We start from the raw sequence: 19839 nt of genomic DNA on the forward strand, positions 1-19839 counted from the left end.
TCAGCCGTCCGCGGTTGGGGGACCCGCCGTGCGGCCGGGCCGCCCGAGGATGCGACGCCCCTCCCTCATCTCCGCCTCGTACAGGTGGTCCCGGCCCTGCGCGAGTGCGTTCACCACGCTGCGTTCCAGTTCCTGGAACGGCCGGTAGTAGGTGTCGTTGTATGCCTCGATGATCTGGAACGTCCAGTGACCGGGGATGACGTCGCGGCCCAGGATCTCGGCCTCCGCCTTCGCCGCCCACTCGGCGTGCCCGGCCGCGCGCAGCAGCCGTACCGCCCGTTCCAGTTCGAGGTCGGCCCCGCCGGTCAGCTGGTGGAAGCTGTACAGATGGCCGCGGGCGCGCTCGGTGGTCTCCAGTGCCTTCGACAGCGATCCGAGGGCTTCGACGGTCAGGTCGTCGACACCTTCCGGGCGGCGGTACCGGTGGTCGGGCCCGCCCTGGTACTCGTTCATGGCACTCCCTGGGTGCTGTGGCGCCTTCGGTCCCCGCATCCCTTCCCGTCGCGCCGGGTGACCGTGTGCGGCGTGGGCCGGACGGGTGACGGGGCGTCGCGTGGGGGTGGCCGTGCGCTCCCCCGGGCTCACCGCCCGCCGACGGGCGTTCACCGAGTGCCGGGGCCCCGGGCGGCGGCGCCGGCCAGGCGCCGCGGTACGGCGTTCCGGCCGTGCCGTGGGACCGTCCACAGGGTCACTCCCCGCACGCCCCACCGCTCCAGCAGGGCGCTGGCCGCGAGGAAGCCGGCCGTCGCGGCCCGTTCCATCAGGGCCACGGGCAGGCCGGTGCGGACCATGTCACCGGCCACCACGAGAGGGGGTCCGGGGTTGCGGACGGTGGGCCGGTCGCCGTAGCCGCCCACCGGGAACGGGGGGCAGTCGTCGCGCCATTCGTGGCGGGCGTCGACGATCGTGGCGTCGCGCGTCTCGGGGTAGACGCGGTGCATCTGTTCGATCAGACGCTTCTCCTCGACGTCCCGGGCGGCGTCGGCCGGTACCGCGCAGGCGTGCGGTTCCACCACGGACCCCCGGTGCGCGCGGCCCAGTAGGCGGCCTCGTCCTCCCAGCGCTCCAGGACACTGACGCTGTCCAGGGTTTCGAATCCGCCGGTACCCAGGAATCCCGGTCGTTCGGGGGCCACGGGGCGGTCCAGCCACAGCCTGGTCACCAGGAACGGCGGGGCGTTGCGCAACCGTGCGATCCGCTCGCGCCACCGGGCGTCGCCCAGCAGGTCCGAGCGGGCGACGAGGTGGCGCAGGCCCACGGTGTCCAGGGCGAGGACCACGCTGTCGTGGTGCCGCTCGTCCCGGTCCGAGGCGACCTGGTAACCGCCGGTGTGCCCCGGCGCGATGTGTTCGGCGGCCGTGGCGGTGCGCACCTCGGCGCCGTGCCGCCGCAGGTAGCCGGCCAGGGGCTCCCACAGGGCGGGCCGGGAAGGGCGCGCGGGGCACATCGAACAGCAGGCCCTCCGCCGAGCCGAGGAAGTGGATGTGGAACATGAGCGCCATCTCGGCCGCCGAGAGCTGCCGGGGTCGGCGAAGAGGCTGCGCGAGAACACCTCGGAGGCGAGGTGCCGGGCCTTCTCGGGGCAGCGGACGGCGTCGGGGAACGCATGGGCGCTGACGTGGTCGAGCCGGTCGTGGATGCCGGGGACGCGGACGTCGAGCAACGGCAGGGCCGCGACCGGGTCCATGCGGCACAGGTCCCGCACGGTGAAGGCGGGGCTGAGCGCGGCGAAGCCGAGCGCGCTCCACGGCGGCGTGCGCGGGACGTGGCGGAAGCTGTCGCGGATTGCGCCGGCGTGCAGCAGCGGGTGGTCGGGCAGACCGGTCTCTCGCCGCAGGCCGGGGTCGGTACGGCGGAGCAGCCCGCGCAGGTTGGAGTACTGGCGGAAGAAGGCGTGGAAGCCTCGGCTCATGGTCACCGGGGTGCCGCCCCGCAGGGTGGTCGGCCGGCCCCGGCGCGCCTGCCGAGGTACGGCTGCCGCTCGTACACCGTCACGGCCACCCCGCGTTCGGCGAGTGCCGTGGCGGCGGCGAGGCCGGCGAGGCCGCCGCCGACGACGGCGGCGGTGGGGCGGGCCCCGTCGACGCACCGCCCGCCGGGGGCGCCGGCAGTATCCGGGCCCGCCGGTCCCCGGCCCGGTCGGGTGCCGTCCAGCGGCTCGGCCGCGGTCATCAGCCGCTCTCCGCGCGCCGTGCGACAAAGGTGTGGGTGATGCCGGTCTGCCAGCCCGGCAGGGGCAGGGCCCGGACGCGTTCGAAGCCGGCCGCGCGGACGCGGGCGGCGAAGCGGTCGACGGTGTCGAACTCGACGACGCTGCGCCACAGATGGCGGTACAGCCCGCCGTCCCCGAGGGCGGACGCCGCGGGCTGCACGAGGCCCCGGCACACCACGGTCCACACCGCCCGGTCGACGCGTCGCCCGCTGAGGGTGTACTCGTGCACGCCGAGCCGGCCGCCGGGCACGAGCAGGTCCCGTACGGCGGTGAGGACGGCGTCGGGATCGGACACGTTGCGCAGCAGGTAGGCGGCGAAGACGGCGTCGAACGGTCCGGTCACGCCCGCATCGGCCAGGCGTTCCGCCGGTGCCCGGACGAAGGTCACCTCCCCCGCCCAGGGCTTGGTGGCGGCCCGCCGCAGCATGCCGTCGGAGGCGTCGACGGCGGTGATGCGCGCGGCCGGCAGGACGGCGCGGAGCGCGGCCGTCGAGGCGCCTGTGCCGCAGCCGAGGTCCAGCAGGCGCAGGCCCGCTCCGGCCCCGGGCAGGCCGAGACGGCGTACCGAGCGCCGGAGGTGGGCGTGGTAACCGGGGTTGGCGGCCACCAGCGCGTCGTAGCCGCGGGCGGCGTGGTCGAACGCGGCGGTGAGGTCCTCGTCGCGCAGCAGCGTCATGCGGTCTCCAGGTCGGTGCGATCGGGGTGATCGGTCGAAGGGGCGGCGAAGTGGGACGGGTGCGTCAGTCGAAGGGACGGCGGGGCAGGAGGGGCAGTTCGAGCGCCGAGCGGAGCATCGGGCCGACCGGGGTGCGCAGGCCGACGGCGAGGTCCTCGCGCAGGCGGGTGCGTCCGTCGAGGAAGCGCAGCAGCCGGGGGGCGGGTACGCGGGCGAACAGGCGGCAGAACAGCGCGGGACCGTCGACCCGGCCGGTGGCCAGGGCGCGCAGGAGTACGGCGTCCATGGCGCGGGACCGGGCGGAGTGGGCGGGAGGCGGCACCGGCCGCTGTCCCCGGCGCAGGGCGGCGGCGACGGACCGCGTCTGGCGTTGCAGACCGGCGAAGGTGTAGCCGGTGGACGGGCGGGTGGCGCCGCCGGCGGCGCCGATGCGGAAGACGGAGGCTCCGACCTGCCGGGGCATCGGCGCGTCCGTCATCGGGATGACGCCCGTCTCGGTGGAGAGGACCTGTGTGTCGCCGAGGCGCAGCACGTCGTCGACGTAGTGCCGCACCGCCGCCTCGTAACCGCCGGCGGTGAGGGCCCGGGGTGAGAACTCCGTGTACTCGACGAGGGCTTCGTGCGGTCCGACGGGCAGGACGTAGCCGAAGGAGAGGCCGTCGGCGGGCTGGGGGGTGCGGAAGTCCATGAGGTCGACGGTGCCGGGGTCGAAGACCGGTCGTGCGGTGCGGACGAACCACCCGTGGAAGTGCTGGAGCAGTGTGGTGCGGGCGGCGGGCAGGCTGCCGGGCGGCCGGGAGTCGAACACCCAGCGGGCGGTGAGCACACGGGTCGCGCCGTCGGCGCTCCGCACCCGGACGCGGGCTCCGCCCTCGACGTCCTCCACCGTCTCGACGGCGGCCTCCAGCCGCCGCACGTTCGGGCTGCGCGCCAGGTCCCGCCCGACCAGGCCCTCGAAGTCGTCGGACCGGATCATCTTGTACCGCAGCGGCGCGAGGTCCCCTTCGATCGGGCCGCCCGTGGGGGGCCGTACGCGCAGGTGCTCCCAGGAGGCCGTCAACGCGGCGTCGAAACGCCCGTGGCCCGGCTCCCAGAAGCACCAGGTGCGGCGCGGTGCGCGCAGGGGGCCCGGCGGCGCGTCGACCAGGACGACGGTCGGCGTCCGCAGCCCCCGCACGTGCCCGGCCAGACGGTGGGCCAGGGACAGGCCGGCGGCTCCGCCGCCCAGAACGGCCACCTCCGCCTCGAACACGACGGCTCCTTCCGTGCTGTACGTGCACGTGCCCTGCGACTCTTCCCGCCACCGTGCCCGAGCGGACGCGGGTCACCCGGATGCGGCACGCGGGGTCACGGCGGGCGGGCGACGTGGAAGGCATCGCCGCAGCGGGCCGGCCGCGTCGCGGCCGGTGCCGCGGGCCCGCCCGGCGAAGACGTGGTGACGGAGCCGCTTGTGACCACGACGAGAGGAACAGGATGCGCCCCACACAGGCGAAGGAACACCATGCGGTCGCGCCGCCCCCCGCCCCGCGCCCGGCGTTCTCGCCGGGATCCCCCGTCCGGGTGCGCCGGGACGGCGGAACCGGCGCGGGAGGGCGGCGGCGCCGGCTGCCCGCTCGCGCGGCCGGTGCGGCGGCGGCCGGTGACGGCAGGCACCCTCGCCCCGGGCCGGATCGGGGCCGAGGACAGGACCCGGCGTCTCCAGGGCCCCTGTCCCCGGCACGCTCCCGGGCGCAGGAGACCGGCCGGTGACGCGCACGCTACCCGGACGCACCGACCACGTCGTCGTCGTGGGGGCCGGCCTCGCCGGGCTGTCGGCCGCGCTGCACCTGCTGGGCGCCGGTCGACGCGTCACCGTCGTCGAGCGGGACGCCCTGCCCGGCGGCCGGGCCGGGCGCCTCGGTCTCGGGGGCTACCAGGTCGACACCGGTCCCACCGTGCTGACCATGCCCGAACTCGCCGACGAAGCCTTCGCGGCCGTCGGCGACAGCCTGCACCGCAGGGTGGAACTGCTTCCCCTGCACCCGGCCTACCGGGCCCGCTTCGCGGACGGCAGCACGCTCGACGTGCACACCGACGCCGACGCGATGGCGGCGGAGGTGGAGCGCTTCGCCGGTCCCGGTGAGGCGGCGGGGTACCGGCGGCTGCGCGACTGGCTGGGCGAGCTGCACCGGGTGCAGATGCGCCGATTCATCGACGTCAACTTCGACTCCCCGTGGAACCTGCTGAACGCCGACCTGGCCCGGCTGGCCGCGCTCGGCGGCTTCGGCCGGCTGGACGCCCGGATCGGGCGTTTCCTCACGGACGAACGGCTGCGCCGGGTCTTCTCCTTCCAGGCGCTGTACGCGGGTGTGCCGCCGGCCCGCGCGCTGGCCGCCTACGCGGTCATCGCCTACATGGACACCGTCGCGGGCGTGTACTTCCCCCGGGGCGGCATGCACGCCCTGCCGCGGGCCATGGCGGACGCCGCCGCCGAGGCCGGCGCCGACCTGCGGTACGGGCAGGAGGTGACCCGTCTGGAACGCTCGGGCGAGCGCGTCACCGCCGTCGTCACGGACCAGGACCGCATCCCCTGCGACGCCGTCGTGCTCACCCCGGACCTCCCGGTCGCCTACCGGCTCCTCGGCCGTTCCCCCCGGCGTCCGCTGCGCCTGCGGCACTCACCGTCCGCCGTGGTGCTGCACGCCGGAACGGACCGTACCTGGCCGCAGCTCGCGCACCACACGCTGTTCTTCGGCGCGGCCTGGCACACCACGTTCACCGAACTCACGCGCACCGGCCGGCTGATGAGCGACCCTTCCCTGCTCGTCACCCGGCCCACCGCCACCGATCCGCGGCTCGCACCGCCGGGCCGCCATCTGCACTACATCCTCGCGCCCTGCCCCAACACCGACATCGGGCCGGATGCCGCCGCGTGGCGCCAACTCGGCCCCCGCTACCGGCAGACGCTGCTGCGGGAGCTGGAGCGGCGTGGTCTGGACGGCATCGAGGCCGGCGTCGAGGAGGAGCGTCTCGTCACCCCGGCCGACTGGCGGGCCGCCGGCCATGCCGCGGGGACGCCCTTCTCGGCTGCCCACACCTTCGCCCAGACGGGGCCGTTCCGGCCGCGGAACCTGGTGCGGAGCACCGAGAACGCCGTCCTCGCCGGCTGCGGCACCACGCCGGGCGTCGGCGTGCCGACCGTGCTGCTGTCCGGGAAACTCGCCGCCGCGCGGATCACCGGTCTTCCGCGTCCCGCACTCTCCCGGCCCTCCGCCCCTCCCCCGCGCGTGAAGGAGACCACCACATGACGGACCGTGAACTGTGCGCGGCGGGGATCGGCGATCCGGCGCTGCGTGCGGCGTACCGGCACTGCCGCGCCCTGAACGCGCGGCACGGCAGGACGTACTTCCTCGCCACCCGGCTGCTGCCCGTCGACCGCAGGCCGGCCGTGCACGCCCTGTACGGCTTCGCCCGCTGGGCCGACGACATCGTCGACTCCCTCGGCACCGGCGCGGACACCGGGCGGCGCGCGGCGGCCCTGACGGAACTGCGGCGGAGCCTGGGGCACGGACTGCGCCATGGGCACAGTGGCGAGCCGGTGGTCCTGGCGCTCGCCGACACCGCGCACCGGTACGGCATCGAGCACGCGTTGTTCCATGACTTCATGTCCGCGATGAGCGCCGACCTCACGGTGACCGACTACGCCACCTATGCCGACCTGCGGGGCTACATGCACGGCTCGGCCGCGGTGATCGGGCTACAGATGCTGCCGGTGCTGGGCACCGTGGTGCCGCGCGAGGAGGCCGCGCCGTACGCGGCGGCGCTGGGCGTCGCCTTCCAGCTCAGCAACTTCCTCCGGGACGTGGGCGAGGATCTGGACCGCGGGCGGGTCTACCTGCCCGCCGATCTGCTCGCGGGCCACGGAGTGGACCGGGAACTGCTGCGGTGGAGCCGGGACACCGGCCGGCCCGAGCCTCGCATCACGGCCGCGCTACGCGAGTTCGAGGCGCTGACGCGCGGCGTCTACCGGGAGGCGCTCCCCGGCCTCGGCATGCTGGACCCGGTCTCCCGTCCCTGCATCCGCACCGCGTTCGTCCTGTACGGCGGCATCCTGGACGCGGTCGCCGGGGACGGTTACCCGGTGCTGCACCGCCGCGCGGTGGTCCCGCACCGGCGGCGCGTGGCGGTCGCCGCCGACGGCCTGGTGCGGGCGGTCGGCGCGCGGCTGCGTGCCGGGCGTCCGTTCCGGCGACCCGCGGCACCGCGCCCGATGCCCACCCCGGAGCTCGGCGGATCATGCCCTCCGGCGGCGGCGGAGGTCGTGTGAACCCCGTCCCGCCCGGCCGCCGCGGTCGTCTTCCGCTGTCGCTGCGCCGGCGGCCGGTGCCGTGGGAGCGTCAGCGGCCGACCTGGCGCGATGCCAGGCCGGGGGTGATCGCGGGGGCGTTGAAACGGGCGCGGGCCCGGCCGTCCGGCAACTGGTACGTCGTCGGTGCGTCGGGCGGCCTCCGCGGCGACCGTCCGCTCGCGGGGACCGTGGCGGGCCGGGAGGTGGTCGTGTGGCGCGGTCCCGACGGCCGTCCGGTGGGCGGCCCCGGTGCCTGCCCGCACCTCGGGGCGCCGTTGCGGGACAGTCCCGTGCGCTGCGGCACCCTGAGGTGCCACTGGCACGGGCTGGCCCTGGACGGCAGCCCGCACGCGGGCTGGGCTCCGCTGCCGGTGCACGACGACGGCCTGCTGCTGTGGGTCCGGCTGGACGAGGTGGGCGGTGAGGCCCCGTCGGACGCACCGGTCGTCGTGCGGCGGCCCGAGCGGGCCCGCGCGCTGACAGCCGTCTACACCGGCACGGGGGTCTGCGAGGCCGAGGACGTCGTGGCCAACCGCTTGGACCCGTGGCACGGCGCGTGGCTGCACCCGTACTCGTTCGTCGATCTCGCGGTGGCCGGATCACCCGACGGCTCCGGGAACGGCACCGAGGACGCCTTCACCGTCGACGTCTCCTTCAAGGTGGCGGGGCGCCTGGTCGTACCCGTCCGCGCCGTGTTCACCGCCCCGGAACCGCGCACGGTCGTCATGCGCATCACCGAGGGTGAGGGCACGGGTTCCGTCGTCGAGACCCATGCCACACCGCTCGGTCCCGACCAGCGGGGCCGGCCGCGGACCGCGGTGACCGAGGCGGTGGTGGCCACCTCCGACCGGCCGGGCTTCGCCGTCGTCCGCCGTGCGGCGCCACTGCTGCGACCGCTTGTGCGCGCGGCCTCGGGGCGCCTGTGGCGCGACGACCTCGCCTACGCCGAACGACGCTGGCAACTCCGCTCCGCGGGACGCCTCCCCGGCTGACCGCCGCCACCGGCGCGACGTGCGCTCACGGGGCGCCGGGCCGGGCGCACCGGCGGTGCCGTTCCCGGCGCGGCGGAGAACGACTGCGCTCCGCCGCGCTTCGTCACCCCGGCGGAGACGCCCCCGCACCGACGTCCCGCACCGACCGGGCCGGCTACGGCGGGCACGTCACCGCCTGGGCGCCCCGGCCGTACTCGACTCCCGTCGGCGGACGTCTGCCACGGGCCCCCAGTGCAGCCACCAGACCGCGCGCCCCACGCCCTTGAGTTGCCGTCGCAGTGCCCGTTCGGCAGCGATCGACGGCGTGCCGGAGCCGAGCCGTTCGGGATGGCCGGGGGCCGGCCCTTCGTCCGCCGTGCCCACAGGCACGGACACCCAGATGGATCCTGTGGCGGCAAGGCCGCGCATCACCAGGCCGGCCCAGCCCCGGATCCTGGTGCTCGTGCCCCACCGACCACATCGGCCTTCGGCACGCACCGCCGTCAGCCCCCTCGCTGGTCCGTTGTGAACGTCAGCACCGAGGCGCCCGTGGGGGTCGGTACGGCGGTGCGCAGGGTGATGCCGGCCGTGGCCGCGAGGGCGCGGAAATCGTCGAGGGAGCGTTCCCGGCCGCCCGCGGTCAGCAGCATGCGCAGATCCATCGCGGTCGCCCACGGCTGCTTCACGCCGTCCTCCTTCAGCCGTTCGATCACCACGACGTGGCCGTGCGGCGCGGCGGCCGTGGCACAGCGGTCGAGGATCTGCGCGGCCCGGCGGTCGTTCCAGTCGTGCAGGACGAAGGAGAGGACGTAGGCGTCGGCACCGGAGGGCAGGGGGTCGAAGAACGTGCCGGGGACCACCGCGCAGCGGTCGGTGAGGCCGGCCTCGGCCAGCCGGCGGCGGGCGTTCTCGGCGGTGCCGGGGAGTTCGACCAGGGTGCCGCGCAGGTCGCGGTGCGCGTCGAGGATGCGGGTGAGCAGCTTCCCCGTTCCCCCGCCCACGTCGACCACGTGGCCGACGCCGCTCCAGTCGTAGGCGTCCGCTGCCGCCTCCACGTTCGCCAGGTGCGTCTCCATGAGGGCGTCGAAGGACGCGGCTCGTGCGGGATCGGCGGCGAGGTCTTCCCAGAAGGACGCGCCGAACCGCTCCGGGTAGGCCGGTTCGCCGGTGCGGACCGTCGTGAGCAGGCCGCTGAGCGCCAGGTCGGAGCGGCCCATGCCGCCGTCGAGGTCCAGCCATGCACGGGTGCGCGCGGGATGGTCGTCCCTCAGGACGGACCCGAGGTCGGTGAGGGCGTAGTGGCCCGGCTCCGGCTCTTCGAGGAGACCGCTGGCCGCCAGGTGGTCCAGGAGCCTGCGCAGGGCGTCGGCGTCGCTCCGGGTGCGTTCGGCCAGGGCGTCGGCCGTGGTGACGCCCTCCGCGATGAGGTCGGCCACCCCGAGGGTGGCCGCGGCACGGATCGCGTACGGCGTGACCAGGTCGGTGAGTGCCGCGAGGCGTGCCACCGCGGGGTCGCCCGGGGTGGCGGAAGGAACCGGTGTCCGCGTCGTGCGCGCCGAGGTCGTCGTGCTCATGCGTTCGCTCCGTCGCTGGTGGTGGTCCGGGTCAGTACGCAGGCGTACGCGGGCAGGCTCATCGCGTCCGTCTGGAGGTGGAACGGCAGCAGGGGGCCGACCACGAAGCCGAAGCGGACGAACTCGTCGGCCAGACCCTGCGCGGTGAGCGGCTTGAACGGGAAGCTGTCCACACGGCTGCCCCTGAGGTAGAGGCAGCCGCCCGGACGCAGGACACGGGCGGTCTCGCCGGCGTACATCGCGCGGTCCTCCCCGCCGAGGTGGTGGAAGCAGCCGCGGTCCACGACGACGTCGAAGGTTCCGTCGGGGAACGGCAGGTCGCGCACGTCGGCCTGCCGGAAGGCGGGCGAGGCGCCCTCGGGGGCTTCCTCCGCGGCGCGGGCCCTGGCCAGGGTGAGGGCCTCCTCGCTGAGGTCGATGCCGGTGGCCCGGTATCCGGCGCCGGCCAGGGCGATGGCGTCCCAGCCGGTGCCACAGCCGATGTCGAGGGCGGTGCGTCCGGCGCCCGGCCCGCGGGCCGCCAGGAATCCGACGAGTTCGGCGGAGGGGTGGCTGAGTTCCCAGTAGGTGTGGTGGTCGCCGTTGCGGTAGCTGCGGTTCCAGTCGAGCGCGGTGGTGGGCGTCGTCATGGTGGCGCTCCGTCCGGGGTCGGGTACGGGAACAGTTCGTCGGCCCCGTCCCACCGCACCCGGAACCCGTGCGCGTCAGGGCCGGGCGGGTGCGGACGCGGTCAGGGTGATGTAGGTGTCGGTGATCACGGGTGTTTCCCCGGCCAGGGCCGGGCTGCACGCGTAGACGTGGTAGCGGGGCCAGGCGGGGACGAGCGAGGTCGGGTGCGGGCCGGCGGCCGGGGGCAGGGGTGCGGCCGGTGCGGGCCGCCCGTCCTGCCCGGCGGTGGGCCTGTGGTGGAGGAACGGTCCGTGGCCCATGACGGTTTCCATCCTGGCCCCGGGCACCTGCGCGAGGTCGTCGGCGGTCACCTCTGCCGCGAGCCTGGAGGACGGGATGGACAGGCAGGCGTCGAAGCGGCGCGACGTGCCCGCGTCGTAGTGGACCTCGATCGCCTTGGTCTCCCTGGTCGCGAGGCCGCAGGAGAAGACCAGAGCGGTCAGCCGGCGCCACGTGTCCCTCCACGTGTCCGCTCCCCCCGGGTTCCTGAGGCTGAGAACGAGCAGGGGCTGGGCCCGTACCACCGTCCAGTGAGGGACGTTGGAGGCACCTGGCTCCATGGGCCGGTCGTGGGAACGAAGGAGTGTCGCGTTCTGCACTGGAGGTCCCGTCGGTGTCGCTGCCGGCAGTTGTGGGCACGACCCTATGCGTCGGCCGTGAACTCCAGCAGGCAGTATCCGGACGGCGTGGGGTGGACGGTCCGCAGGGTGAGCCCGGCCGTGCGGCCCAGCGTGCGGAACTCGTCCTCCGTGCGCTCCTTCCCGCCCAGCAGGGCCATGTACAGGTCGAGGGAAGGCACCAGTCGCGGGGCTCCGCGCAGGAATTCGGCGACGACGACGCGGCCGGCCGGGCGGGCGGCATCGGCGCAGCGGCGCAGGATGTCCGCGGCACCTTCGTCTCCCCAGCCCATCACGGTCGACTTGACGAGGTAGAGGTCGGCACCGCGCGGCAGCGGTTCGAACATGGATCCGGCGACGGCCGTGGCCCGGTCGGTGACGCCCGCCTTGGTGAACCGCTCGGTGGCCGTGCTCACGGCGCGGGCGTCGTCGACGAGGGTTCCCCGCAGGCGCGGGTGCGCTTGCAGGAGGCCGGTCAGGAGCGCGCCGCTGCCGCCGGCGATGTCGGCGACGTGGCCGACCGTCGTCCAGTCGTAGGCCTGGAGGATCTCCGGCAGGGTCCAGGCGGTGAGTGTCGCCATCAGTTCGTCGTAGGCGGCGCCGCGGCGGGCGTCACTGTTGAGGTGTTCGAAGAAGGACCGGCCGAAGGTGGGTGTGTAGGCGTCCTGTCCGGTGCGGACCGCGGTCAGGAGCGCACTGAGACCGATGTCGTACTGGCCCATGCCGCCCTCGATGTCGAGCCAGGGGTGGACGGTCATGGGGTGGTCGCGGCGCAGCCGTTGGGAGAGTTCGGTGTTGCGGTACCGGCCGGGGCCGTCCTGTTCGAACACGCCGCGGGCCGCGAGGTGTTCGAGGAGGCGGCCCACGGTGTCGGGGTCGGCGTCGGTGTGCCGGGCGAGGTCCTCGACGGGCACGGTGGCGTCGCCGATGTGGTCGGCGAGCCGGAGGGTGGCCGCCACCCGCATGGCCCAGGGCGTCACCAGGTCCGTGAGGACGCCGAGTTGTTGTGCGACGTCTGTCGTCGTGGTGGTGGAACTCGCACTCACGTGTGCTCCTTTGCTCACGGTGATGTCGTCGTGCGTGGTCCGCGCGCCGCGGTTCACTGCCCGCCGCCCGCGGGTGTCAGCAGGTGCAGCAGCCGTGTCTCGTGGCCGATGATGTCGTGCACGGCGTCGTGCAGGGCGGTCGCCAGGTCCTGGCGCAGCTCCGGGACGGCGGCGACGGCCTCCTCGCGCAGGGCGGGCAGGCGCGCGGCGACGGCTGACGCCTCCACGTGGCGCTCGGGGGTGCCGGAGAGGATGTGTTCCTCGCGTGCGCGGTGCGCGTCGGCGAGATCGCCGAGTGCCGTGCCCGCGGGCAGCAGGGTCGCGATCAGGTGCTGCCAGGCGGCGGCGTCGGCCGCGGCGAGGGGGATCGCGTCGGTGAGCCGCGGATCGTCGAGGAGCGTGGCGGCCTCGTCGAGGAACGCGTGGAACATGCTCCGGAACCCGTCGCCTCCGGTTCCGGCGAGGTGGAGGTCGACGAAGGCCTGGACGAGTGTGTCGGTGACGGCCTCGGGCGTGGCCGAGTCGCGGACGGTGGCGACAAGGCGTTCGGCGAGCATGTGCAGGCCCTGGAGGCCGAGGGCGGCGTTGGCCGGCTCCAGGCCGGCGCGGGCGGCGGCGGCCAGGGCGGAGCGGATCCGGTCCTCGGTGGGCGGGACAGCCTGGTCCCACGGGGCGCGCAGCAGGGCGTGCCGGGGCGGGAAGGGCTGGTGCCGGGAGGCGCGGGCGGCGGCCAGTTCCTCCGGAGCGAGTGTGCACGGCCGGGCGGGGCGGTCGGAGATCCTGAGCCAGCCGCTCTCCTCGTCGGCGCCGAGGACCACGAGGCAGTGGCCGCCGAAGTGGTGTTCGGCGCTGAGGTACGACAGGTAGTGCATGTCGGCGTAGACGACCGCGAGGCCGTGTGCGTCCAGTTCCGCCGCGAGTTGGTCACTGGCCGCGTGCGGGTCGGTGGTGGTGGCGATGTCGAGTTCCAGGCCGACGCCGGTGGCCATGCGGCGGGTGAAGAGCGGGAAGGGGTCGTTGCGGGTGGCGAGGAACGGTGGCATGCCGGGGGCCTTGGGGACGTACATGAATCCGATGCCGCCGCCGAGGCCGAGCAGCATCTCCTCGCTGATGTCGAGGCCGTGGGCGTGCAGGGCCTTGCGGAACGCGGAGGTTTCGCAGTGGGCGCCGCCGAAGAGCGGCGGCCTGAGCTTCCTGCCCGGCGGGGCCTGTCGTTCCTTGCCGCCGGTGGCCGGGGCCGTCGCCATGCCGGCTCCTCTCCCCTGATCGGTGCGGGCGCTGGTGGGCTGCGTCACGGATCCGAGAGTTTTCCAGCGGTGGTGGCGGTCGCCCAGGGACGGCGGTCCGGTTCTGCGTGAGGGTCACCTGGAACCGCCCGGCGGTGTCCGGGAGTTGACCCGCTTGCTCATACGGCCGGGTGCGGGTGCCGCCGCGGGCGAGGTGGTTGCCGGTCCTGTCAGGCGACGGGGAGATGGATGTCGATGCGGGCGTCGTCGTCCGGGGCGGCGCCGAGGCCGGATCGGTAGATCTCGTAGAACGGCGGGTTCAGGCAGGGGGCGACGACGCCCTGCTGCTGGAAGGCGGTGGTGTCCAGGGCACGCCGATAGGTCTCGGACAGGGTGCCGAAGCGACCGCGGTGGGTGGTGCGCCAGCACCATACGGGGCCGAGGGTCTCGTAACGGACGGGCAGTTCGCTGTCGGCCGGCAGCGGGAGCCGGCGCAGTGCGGCTTCGGGAACGGCGACGCAGGCGTCGTAACGGAGGGATTCGGCCGGGACGTACGCGGGATCGTCGTAGACGACTCCGACGAGTTGTATGCCCTGGGTCAGGCCGCAGGAGTCCGTGTAGTCGATGAGATTGCGCCAAGTCCGCGCGAGTGTACGGAAGGTGCCCGAGTGACGGAGGGAAATGACCGGCAGCGGGCCGAACTCGACAAACGTGAAGATGCGCTGTCCGGACGTCAGCACGGTGTCGCGTGCGGGCGTCGCTCCTGTCTCGGTGACGTGTCTTCCGGCCATGTCCCCTGCCTTCGCGAGGTCGTCCGGGATACCGGAGCGGTATCCGTGCACTGCCTGACTGTATTCCCGCACTTGGCCTTGGAACGACTTTGACGCTATTCCGTCATGTGGCAGGATCCGCCCTCAAGTGACTGCGCGGGCCGCCCTCTCTTCGGGGTGGCGCCGCTCATTCCGGATACGGGGGCTCCGAGTGCCGGAATATCTCTCTGGCGTGGGCACGGGTCGTGGCGGCATGCGTGTGACGACGGTGGCGCTTCATGACAGCAGAGTGCTGTCCGCCATTCCGCACATCGTCGCCAGGCTGCGCGACGCCTCGTCCAACGTGGACATTGATGTCATCGCGAAACAGGTGCACACGGCTCCGCACTACTTCCGGAAGATCTTCCGGGACACCACCGGCGAGTCGGTGCAGCGGTACGTGCGCCGGTACCGTCTCGAACTGGCGGCCTACCGGCTGGTGTTCACGAGCTGGCCGGTGCACGAGGTGGCCGCCCGGTGCGGCTATTCGGCGCACGCGCCGTTCACGCGGGCGGTCCGTGAGGCCTTCGGGAGCACGCCGGCCGAACTGCGGCGCCGGGAGCCGAGCGCGCCCTGGCCGACGTCCGGGCCGGGCTGCTCCGGCCTGGTCGAGGTGGACAGCGGCAGTCGCGTGGTGGCCTTCCTGCGGCACTTCGGCAGTCATGCGTCACTGGCCGGCCGCTGGCGGCAGATGCGGGACTGGCTGGAGGTCCACGGGTACGAGCCGGATGCCCAGCAACCGGTGGAGATCACCCACGACGACCCGGAGCTCTACCAGGACGCGTCGATCCGCTTCGACGTGGGCACGGTGGTGCCGCTGGCCTTCGTGCCGTCGGACGGCATCGGGCTCCAGGTGGTTCCCGCGCAACGGCGGTTGCAGATCACGCATACGGGTCCCGTGCAGCTGATCCCCTACACGTTCATGCATCTGGCGGTCAGCGCGGTGATGCTGGGGCTGTACGACGGCGACCGGCCGCCGATGCCGTATCTGGTGGAGTACGAGCGGATTCCGTGGTGCCGGCCGGAGGTCAGGACGCTGGCGTGGGTGAGCCTGCCGCTGGGGCCCGCGCCGGCGGCGCCGGCGCGGGCCTGAGGGTGGCGCACGGCCCGAGTCAGCCGCCCGCTTCGGCGGCCATACGGCGCTTCACGGGGGGCATGCGGTCGATCATGCGGAAGGTGGCGCGGGTCAGCGCCCGGCTGACGGCGTTCTCGGCGAGGGAACGCTCCAGGTTCTTCTTCGACTTCAGGACCGCGTCCGAGGCGTAGGCGCGCATCGCCGACTCGTACTGCCCCACGGCCTGTTCGAGCCGCTCGTCGTCGTGGGCGGCGGCGGCCAGGTGCCGGGTGAGCAGTTCGGCGTCGCGCAGGGCCATGTTGCCGCCCATCCCGCCCAGCGGGGTCGCGCAGTGCGCGGCGTCGCCGAGGAGGGTGATCCGGGACGGCTGCCAGGCGGGCACGGACTCGGCGGTCCGCACCGACAGCGCGGTGAGGGTGTCCGGGTCGGCGTCGGCGACCACGCGGCGCAGCAACGGGTGCCAGTCGTCGACCAGGCTCCGCACTGCCGGGGCCAGTCGCTCGGGACCGGGCGAGGTCCGCGCGGGCAGGCCCAGGCGCTCGGGTGTGGCCGTGATCGCCCACATCAGGTAGTCGGTGTCGGTGTCGAAGAGCAGGTCGCCCCCGGCGGCGGGCAGGCCGAGTGCCTTGCTCGGCCTGGTGCGGTACTCGTGCGTGGCGGCGAACATCCGGGAGCCGTGGGGGCCCATCACGATGTGTGCGGACGCCAGCAGCGGCGGGTGGATCCAGCCGCGGAGCCGGTCGTCGAGGGGCAGCTTCCCGGCCACGCCCATCGCTCCGGTGTCCGACACGCGCACCTGGGGCAGCCGCTGGCTGCGCACCCGTGACCGGCAGCCGTCGGCGCCGACCAGGATGTCGCCTTCGGCCGTGGACCCGTCCGCGAAGTGGGCGGTGACGCGGCCGTCGCCGCGCTCCTCGTACCGCTCGTACCGGCGGCCGAAGCTGACCGCGTCCTCCAGGCCACGCAGCAGGAGGTGACGGAGCGTCACCCGGCACACGGACCGGTGGTTGCGCAGCGGGTGCTGGTCGCTGGGCCCCTCCAGGCTGAGCAAGGGGCTCAGGCGGTGGTCGGTGAAGCACAGGCCCCGGCCGCCGCTGCCGCTCGTCTCCAGGAACAACTCGAACAACTCGTCGCTCAGGCAGGCGCGTAGCGCGCGGGTCCCGAACGGGTTGACGTGGATGCGGAATCCCTGCGAGCGGTCGACGGGGGTGACGTCACGTTCGAACACCTCCACGTCGACGCCCTGTCCGCGCAGCCCCTGCGCGAGGGTCAGTCCGGCGAGACCCGCGCCGATCACCAGTACCTTGAACGCCTTCCGCGGCATCGGGTTCTCCTTCGGCTCGTGGGCTCCCGGCGTGGCCGGTCCGATCTGCGAAATGGTTCGTACGGTCTTGCACAAGATGTGGCCGTGCGGCACGTGGGCGGAAGCCGGGGCGGCGAGGATCTGCGCGACGGTCAACTACGGGTGGGCCCGCGGCGGCGAAGTTGACCAACCGCTCCTTCGCGGGGGTCCCGGCGGCACGTGCGGGCGTCCTGCGCTAGCGTCCGCCGTCATGACGATCGTTTCGCTCAAGGAATTACGGGCCGAGTTGCGGGATCTCGCGGAGCCGGCCGTGCGGGCGCAGCAGGAGCGGGTGCTCAGCCGTGCGGAGGACGACGAACTGCTCGGCGTGCGCGTGCCGGTGCTGCGCAAGCTGGCGCGCGCCTACCGCGGCCTCTCCCTCGACGACGTGGACGTACTGCTGCGCAGCCGTGTCCACGAGGAGCGCTTCGCCGGGCTGCTGGTCCTGGCCGAGCAGGTGCGCACGGCGCGCGGTGCGGACCGCAAGGCGCTGGTCGACTTCTATCTGGCGCGTACCGAGTGCGTGGACAACTGGGACCTGGTCGACGGTTCCGCGCACGTCGTGCTCGGGCCGTGGCTGCTGGAGGGGGACCTGCGGGTCCTGGACGAACTCGCCGCGTCCGCCTGGCTGTGGGACCGGCGGATCGCGGTGCTGGCCACGCTGGCGCTGATCCGCGAGGGACGGTTCGAACCGACGTTCCACCTGGTGCTGACGTTGCGCGAGGACCCGGAACCTCTGATCCACAAGGCGCTCGGCTGGATGCTGCGGGAGATCGGCCGCCGGGACGAACCGCTCATGGTGGCCTTCCTCGACCGGCACCTCGACGAACTGCCGCGCATCACCGTGCGCTATGCGACGGAGCGGCTGGCGCCGGCCGAGCGGGCCCGGTTCGTGAAGGCGCGATAGGGCGGGAACGGGCGATGGGCCGGAACGGGCGACGGGGCCCGGACAGCCCCCCGGCAGCGGCCCGGATCGTGCCCCCCGCGCCGGCCCTCGGGTGGGCCGACGCGGGGAGCGCCGCAGCGGGCCGGCGCCGGGTCAGTCGACGTCCGCCGTCCGTGGCTCGCCGGAGGACGGCTGTTCCGCCGGCGCCGCCGCGGGCGGGGCCGGTTTGATGGCGAGCGCACACAGGGCGCCCGCCGCGAGGACGGCCATCTGGATGAACATGCTGACGCGGATGGCTCCGGCCAGGGTCTCGTGGAAGGCGTCCAGGGCCGCCTGTGTCGGCCGGCCCGCGGCTTCCACGGGACGGCCGGTGGCGATGTTCTGGCCCTCGCCGAGGCGGACTTGCAGCACCACGCCGATGGCGGCGCTGGCGAGCAGGCCCCCGAGCTCCTGGACGGTGTTGACGGTTCCGGAGGCGACGCCGCTGAGCTGGGGCGGCACCTCGCGCATGCCGACGCTGAACATCGGCGCGAACGTGAAGCCGGTGCCGACGCCGGCGAGCACCAGTGGCCCCGCCAGCTGCCAGACCGAGGCGTGGGCGGTGGCCTGCGAGGCGATGAGTCCGAGGCCCGCGGAGAAGCACACCAGGCCGCCGAGCAGGACGCGTTTGGGACCGGCCGTCTCGATGACCCGGCCGCTGATGACGGCGGTGGCGACCGACGCCAGCGGCATCACGGCGATCACCAGTCCGGCCCTGGCCGCGGACAGGCCCTGCACGCTCTGCAAGTACAGCGTCAGCGGCAGGAACGCGCCGACGACACCGAAGCCGACGGTGACGGCGATCAGGTTCATCAGGGTGAAGCTGCGGGCACGGAACAGGACGAACGGCACCAGCGGAACACCGGACTGCCGCCTGCGCTGGTCGGCGAAGAAGGCGGCGAGCAGCGCCAGGCCCACCACGATGATCGCCCAGACCGTCGCCGCCCAGTGCAGCCGCTCACCCTCGACGAGGCCGAAGACCACGGCGCCGACGCCGGACAGGAGCAGCAGGACGGAGCCGATGCCCAGCGGTTGGCGCAGTCCCGGCCTCGGGTCGGGCAGGAAGCGCAGCACCAGGAAGAAGGTGAGCAGGCCGATGGGCAGGTTGACGTAGAAGATCCAGCGCCAGGAGGCGCCGGTGACCAGGAATCCGCCGACGAGCGGGCCGGCCAGCACGGCCAGTCCCGACAGCGCGCCGGTGAACCCGAAGGCGGCCCCCCACTTCTGCGGCGGGAACAGCGTGGTGATCATGGGCATGAGCTGGGGGACGAGGAGCGCTCCGCCGACGCCCTGGAGCACCCGTAACGGGATCAGCTGCCAGGGGGCCTGGGCGGCGCCGCACAGGAGCGACGCGGTGACGAAGACGGTGAGGCCGATCAGGTACATCCGCCGCGGGCCGTGGAGGTCGCCGAGTCGCCCGGCGAGGATCAGGGTGGTGGCGAAGGCCATGATGTACGCGCTGAAGACCCAGACCGCCTGGTCGATCGAGGCGTCGAACGTCTCGATGAGACTGGGCGTGGCCGAGCTGACGATCGTGACGTCGAGCAGGGTCATGAAGACGCCGAGGCAGAGCATCCCCAGCGCCGCCCACGGATTGGTACCCGTGGGCCTGGGGTCCGATGGTGAGGTCACGTGTCTTCTCCAGTCACTGTTTCTGTCATGAAGCCGAAGTGCAGCGGCTTCACCGGGCACCGCTCGATGCCCGGCCGGTCCCCCCGTTCCTCGGCCAGCTCCGCGGCCCGGGCGTACAGGGCGCCCGCCGCCGGTTCGCCGGATGCCTTCGCCGGTCCGTGCGGGTCGCTCCACGCGAGGTGTTCGGTCAGGAAGGGGCCGTGCAGGTTCTCGCCGGCGTACAGCGCGGGCGCGCCGGGGGCGAGCAGTCCGGCCCGGGCGAGGGCGTCCCAGTAGCTCGGCAGCAGCTCGGCCAGCCGCTCGGTACGGCCTTCTCGTACCTGGTAGGTCGTCAGCGTTTGCAGGGGTGTGTCGGCGGGAGTGTCGTGGGCGGCGCCCCCGGTGAGCCGGGTGACGGCCGGCCAGTCGACGGGCGGGCGGGCACCGCGGGCTTCGGTGAGGGCGAACATCTCCTGCCACAGGGAGTTGATCTCCGGGTCGAGGTACGCGCGGTCGACGGCGCCCGGCACGCCCCAGGTGACGAGTTCGACGATGAAGGGGCCGTCGCCGCCCTGTCCGTGGGCGATCCAGGAGGGTTCGCCGGTGACGAGGCCCTGGCGGCGCAGGAGCGGCCAGTGGCGGGCCAGGACCCCCAGGGCTGCCTCGTGCCGTCCGGGCTTGAGAAGGTATGTGGTGAGCATCTTCTGCTCGTGGGCCCGGTCCTGGTGGCCGGGGGCGCGGTGGTGAGCAGGCATGATC

The 19839-nt window shown here is 73.9% G+C and carries 18 protein-coding genes and 1 pseudogene; 5 read left to right on the forward strand and 14 right to left on the reverse strand.

Going from position 1 to position 19839, the window contains the following annotated elements; all coding sequences use genetic code 11:
• From IE294_RS10035 to IE294_RS10050, 4 genes and pseudogenes are all read right to left on the reverse strand, one after another.
• On the reverse strand, positions 1-453 hold the full coding sequence (locus tag IE294_RS10035) for a hypothetical protein (protein ID WP_189884416.1): 453 nt from the start codon (positions 451-453) through the stop codon (positions 1-3).
• Positions 454-602: 149 nt separating this feature from the next.
• A pseudogene (locus IE294_RS10040) lies at positions 603-2114 on the reverse strand (FAD-dependent oxidoreductase).
• 57 nt (positions 2115-2171) lie between these two features.
• Complete coding sequence (locus tag IE294_RS10045) at positions 2172-2888, reverse strand: class I SAM-dependent methyltransferase (protein ID WP_189884418.1); 717 nt, start codon at positions 2886-2888, stop codon at positions 2172-2174.
• Positions 2889-2952: 64 nt separating this feature from the next.
• Positions 2953-4140: a lycopene cyclase family protein gene (locus IE294_RS10050; RefSeq protein WP_189884419.1), complete on the reverse strand. Its 1188-nt coding sequence runs from the start codon at positions 4138-4140 to the stop codon at positions 2953-2955.
• A gap of 493 nt (positions 4141-4633) precedes the next feature.
• Between IE294_RS10050 and crtI the strand changes: the two genes are divergently transcribed.
• Genes crtI through IE294_RS10065 form a run of 3 tightly spaced genes read left to right on the forward strand, consistent with a single transcriptional unit; the run spans position 4634 to position 8207 of the window.
• On the forward strand, positions 4634-6175 hold the full coding sequence (gene crtI, locus IE294_RS10055) for a phytoene desaturase family protein (RefSeq protein ID WP_189884420.1): 1542 nt from the start codon (positions 4634-4636) through the stop codon (positions 6173-6175).
• Entirely contained in the window at positions 6172-7194 is a 1023-nt protein-coding gene (locus IE294_RS10060; protein ID WP_189884421.1) for a phytoene/squalene synthase family protein, read from the forward strand. The genes crtI and IE294_RS10060 overlap by 4 nt, the downstream gene beginning before the upstream one ends.
• Positions 7164-8207 carry a DUF5914 domain-containing protein gene (locus IE294_RS10065; protein ID WP_189884423.1) on the forward strand — a complete coding sequence of 348 codons (1044 nt, stop codon included), beginning with the start codon at positions 7164-7166 and terminating at the stop codon, positions 8205-8207. The genes IE294_RS10060 and IE294_RS10065 overlap by 31 nt, the downstream gene beginning before the upstream one ends.
• Before the next feature lie 168 nt (positions 8208-8375).
• Here the strand turns inward: IE294_RS10065 and IE294_RS49630 are convergent, their stop codons facing one another.
• The 7 genes from IE294_RS49630 to IE294_RS10095 all read right to left on the reverse strand — a co-directional run bounded on the left by IE294_RS49630 (position 8376) and on the right by IE294_RS10095 (position 14160).
• A complete protein-coding gene (locus tag IE294_RS49630) occupies positions 8376-8615 on the reverse strand; it encodes a DUF6059 family protein (RefSeq protein ID WP_359833393.1) in 240 nt (79 codons plus the stop codon).
• A gap of 74 nt (positions 8616-8689) precedes the next feature.
• Positions 8690-9760 (reverse strand): methyltransferase, encoded by a 1071-nt coding sequence (locus tag IE294_RS10070; protein WP_229917094.1) that lies wholly within the window; start codon positions 9758-9760, stop codon positions 8690-8692.
• The gene (locus IE294_RS10075) at positions 9757-10389 is read right to left on the reverse strand and encodes a class I SAM-dependent methyltransferase (RefSeq protein ID WP_189884425.1); all 633 of its coding nucleotides are present in this window, start codon (positions 10387-10389) and stop codon (positions 9757-9759) included. Before IE294_RS10075 ends, IE294_RS10070 begins: the two co-directional genes overlap by 4 nt.
• 75 nt (positions 10390-10464) lie before the next feature.
• Positions 10465-10989: a hypothetical protein gene (locus tag IE294_RS10080; RefSeq protein WP_229917095.1), complete on the reverse strand. Its 525-nt coding sequence runs from the start codon at positions 10987-10989 to the stop codon at positions 10465-10467.
• An 83-nt stretch (positions 10990-11072) separates the two neighbouring features.
• Complete coding sequence (locus IE294_RS10085) at positions 11073-12092, reverse strand: methyltransferase (RefSeq protein ID WP_229917096.1); 1020 nt, start codon at positions 12090-12092, stop codon at positions 11073-11075.
• 53 nt (positions 12093-12145) lie between these two features.
• Positions 12146-13339, reverse strand: a complete 1194-nt coding sequence (locus IE294_RS10090) for a BtrH N-terminal domain-containing protein (protein ID WP_189884430.1) — start codon at positions 13337-13339, stop codon at positions 12146-12148.
• A 209-nt stretch (positions 13340-13548) separates the two neighbouring features.
• Positions 13549-14160, reverse strand: coding sequence for an AraC family transcriptional regulator (locus IE294_RS10095; RefSeq protein WP_189884432.1), 612 nt, complete (start codon positions 14158-14160; stop codon positions 13549-13551).
• Positions 14161-14341: 181 nt separating this feature from the next.
• On the opposite strand from IE294_RS10095, the gene IE294_RS10100 reads away from it, so the two are divergent.
• The gene (locus IE294_RS10100; RefSeq protein WP_229917097.1) at positions 14342-15220 is read left to right on the forward strand and encodes an AraC family transcriptional regulator; all 879 of its coding nucleotides are present in this window, start codon (positions 14342-14344) and stop codon (positions 15218-15220) included.
• 19 nt (positions 15221-15239) lie between these two features.
• Here the strand turns inward: IE294_RS10100 and IE294_RS10105 are convergent, their stop codons facing one another.
• Positions 15240-16526, reverse strand: a complete 1287-nt coding sequence (locus IE294_RS10105; protein WP_229917098.1) for an FAD-dependent oxidoreductase — start codon at positions 16524-16526, stop codon at positions 15240-15242.
• A gap of 229 nt (positions 16527-16755) precedes the next feature.
• On the opposite strand from IE294_RS10105, the gene IE294_RS10110 reads away from it, so the two are divergent.
• Positions 16756-17451 (forward strand): DNA alkylation repair protein, encoded by a 696-nt coding sequence (locus IE294_RS10110; RefSeq protein WP_189884436.1) that lies wholly within the window; start codon positions 16756-16758, stop codon positions 17449-17451.
• A 132-nt stretch (positions 17452-17583) separates the two neighbouring features.
• Here IE294_RS10110 and IE294_RS10115 read toward each other — a convergent pair whose 3' ends face one another.
• Positions 17584-19101, reverse strand: a complete 1518-nt coding sequence (locus tag IE294_RS10115) for an MFS transporter (RefSeq protein WP_229917099.1) — start codon at positions 19099-19101, stop codon at positions 17584-17586.
• On the reverse strand, positions 19098-19835 hold the full coding sequence (locus IE294_RS10120) for a hypothetical protein (RefSeq protein ID WP_189884438.1): 738 nt from the start codon (positions 19833-19835) through the stop codon (positions 19098-19100). The genes IE294_RS10115 and IE294_RS10120 overlap by 4 nt, the downstream gene beginning before the upstream one ends.
• Between the last annotated feature and the right edge of the window lie 4 nt (positions 19836-19839).

Source organism: Streptomyces canarius (assembly GCF_014650735.1).
In the GTDB taxonomy this organism is placed as follows: Bacteria; Actinomycetota; Actinomycetes; order Streptomycetales; family Streptomycetaceae; genus Streptomyces; species Streptomyces olivaceoviridis.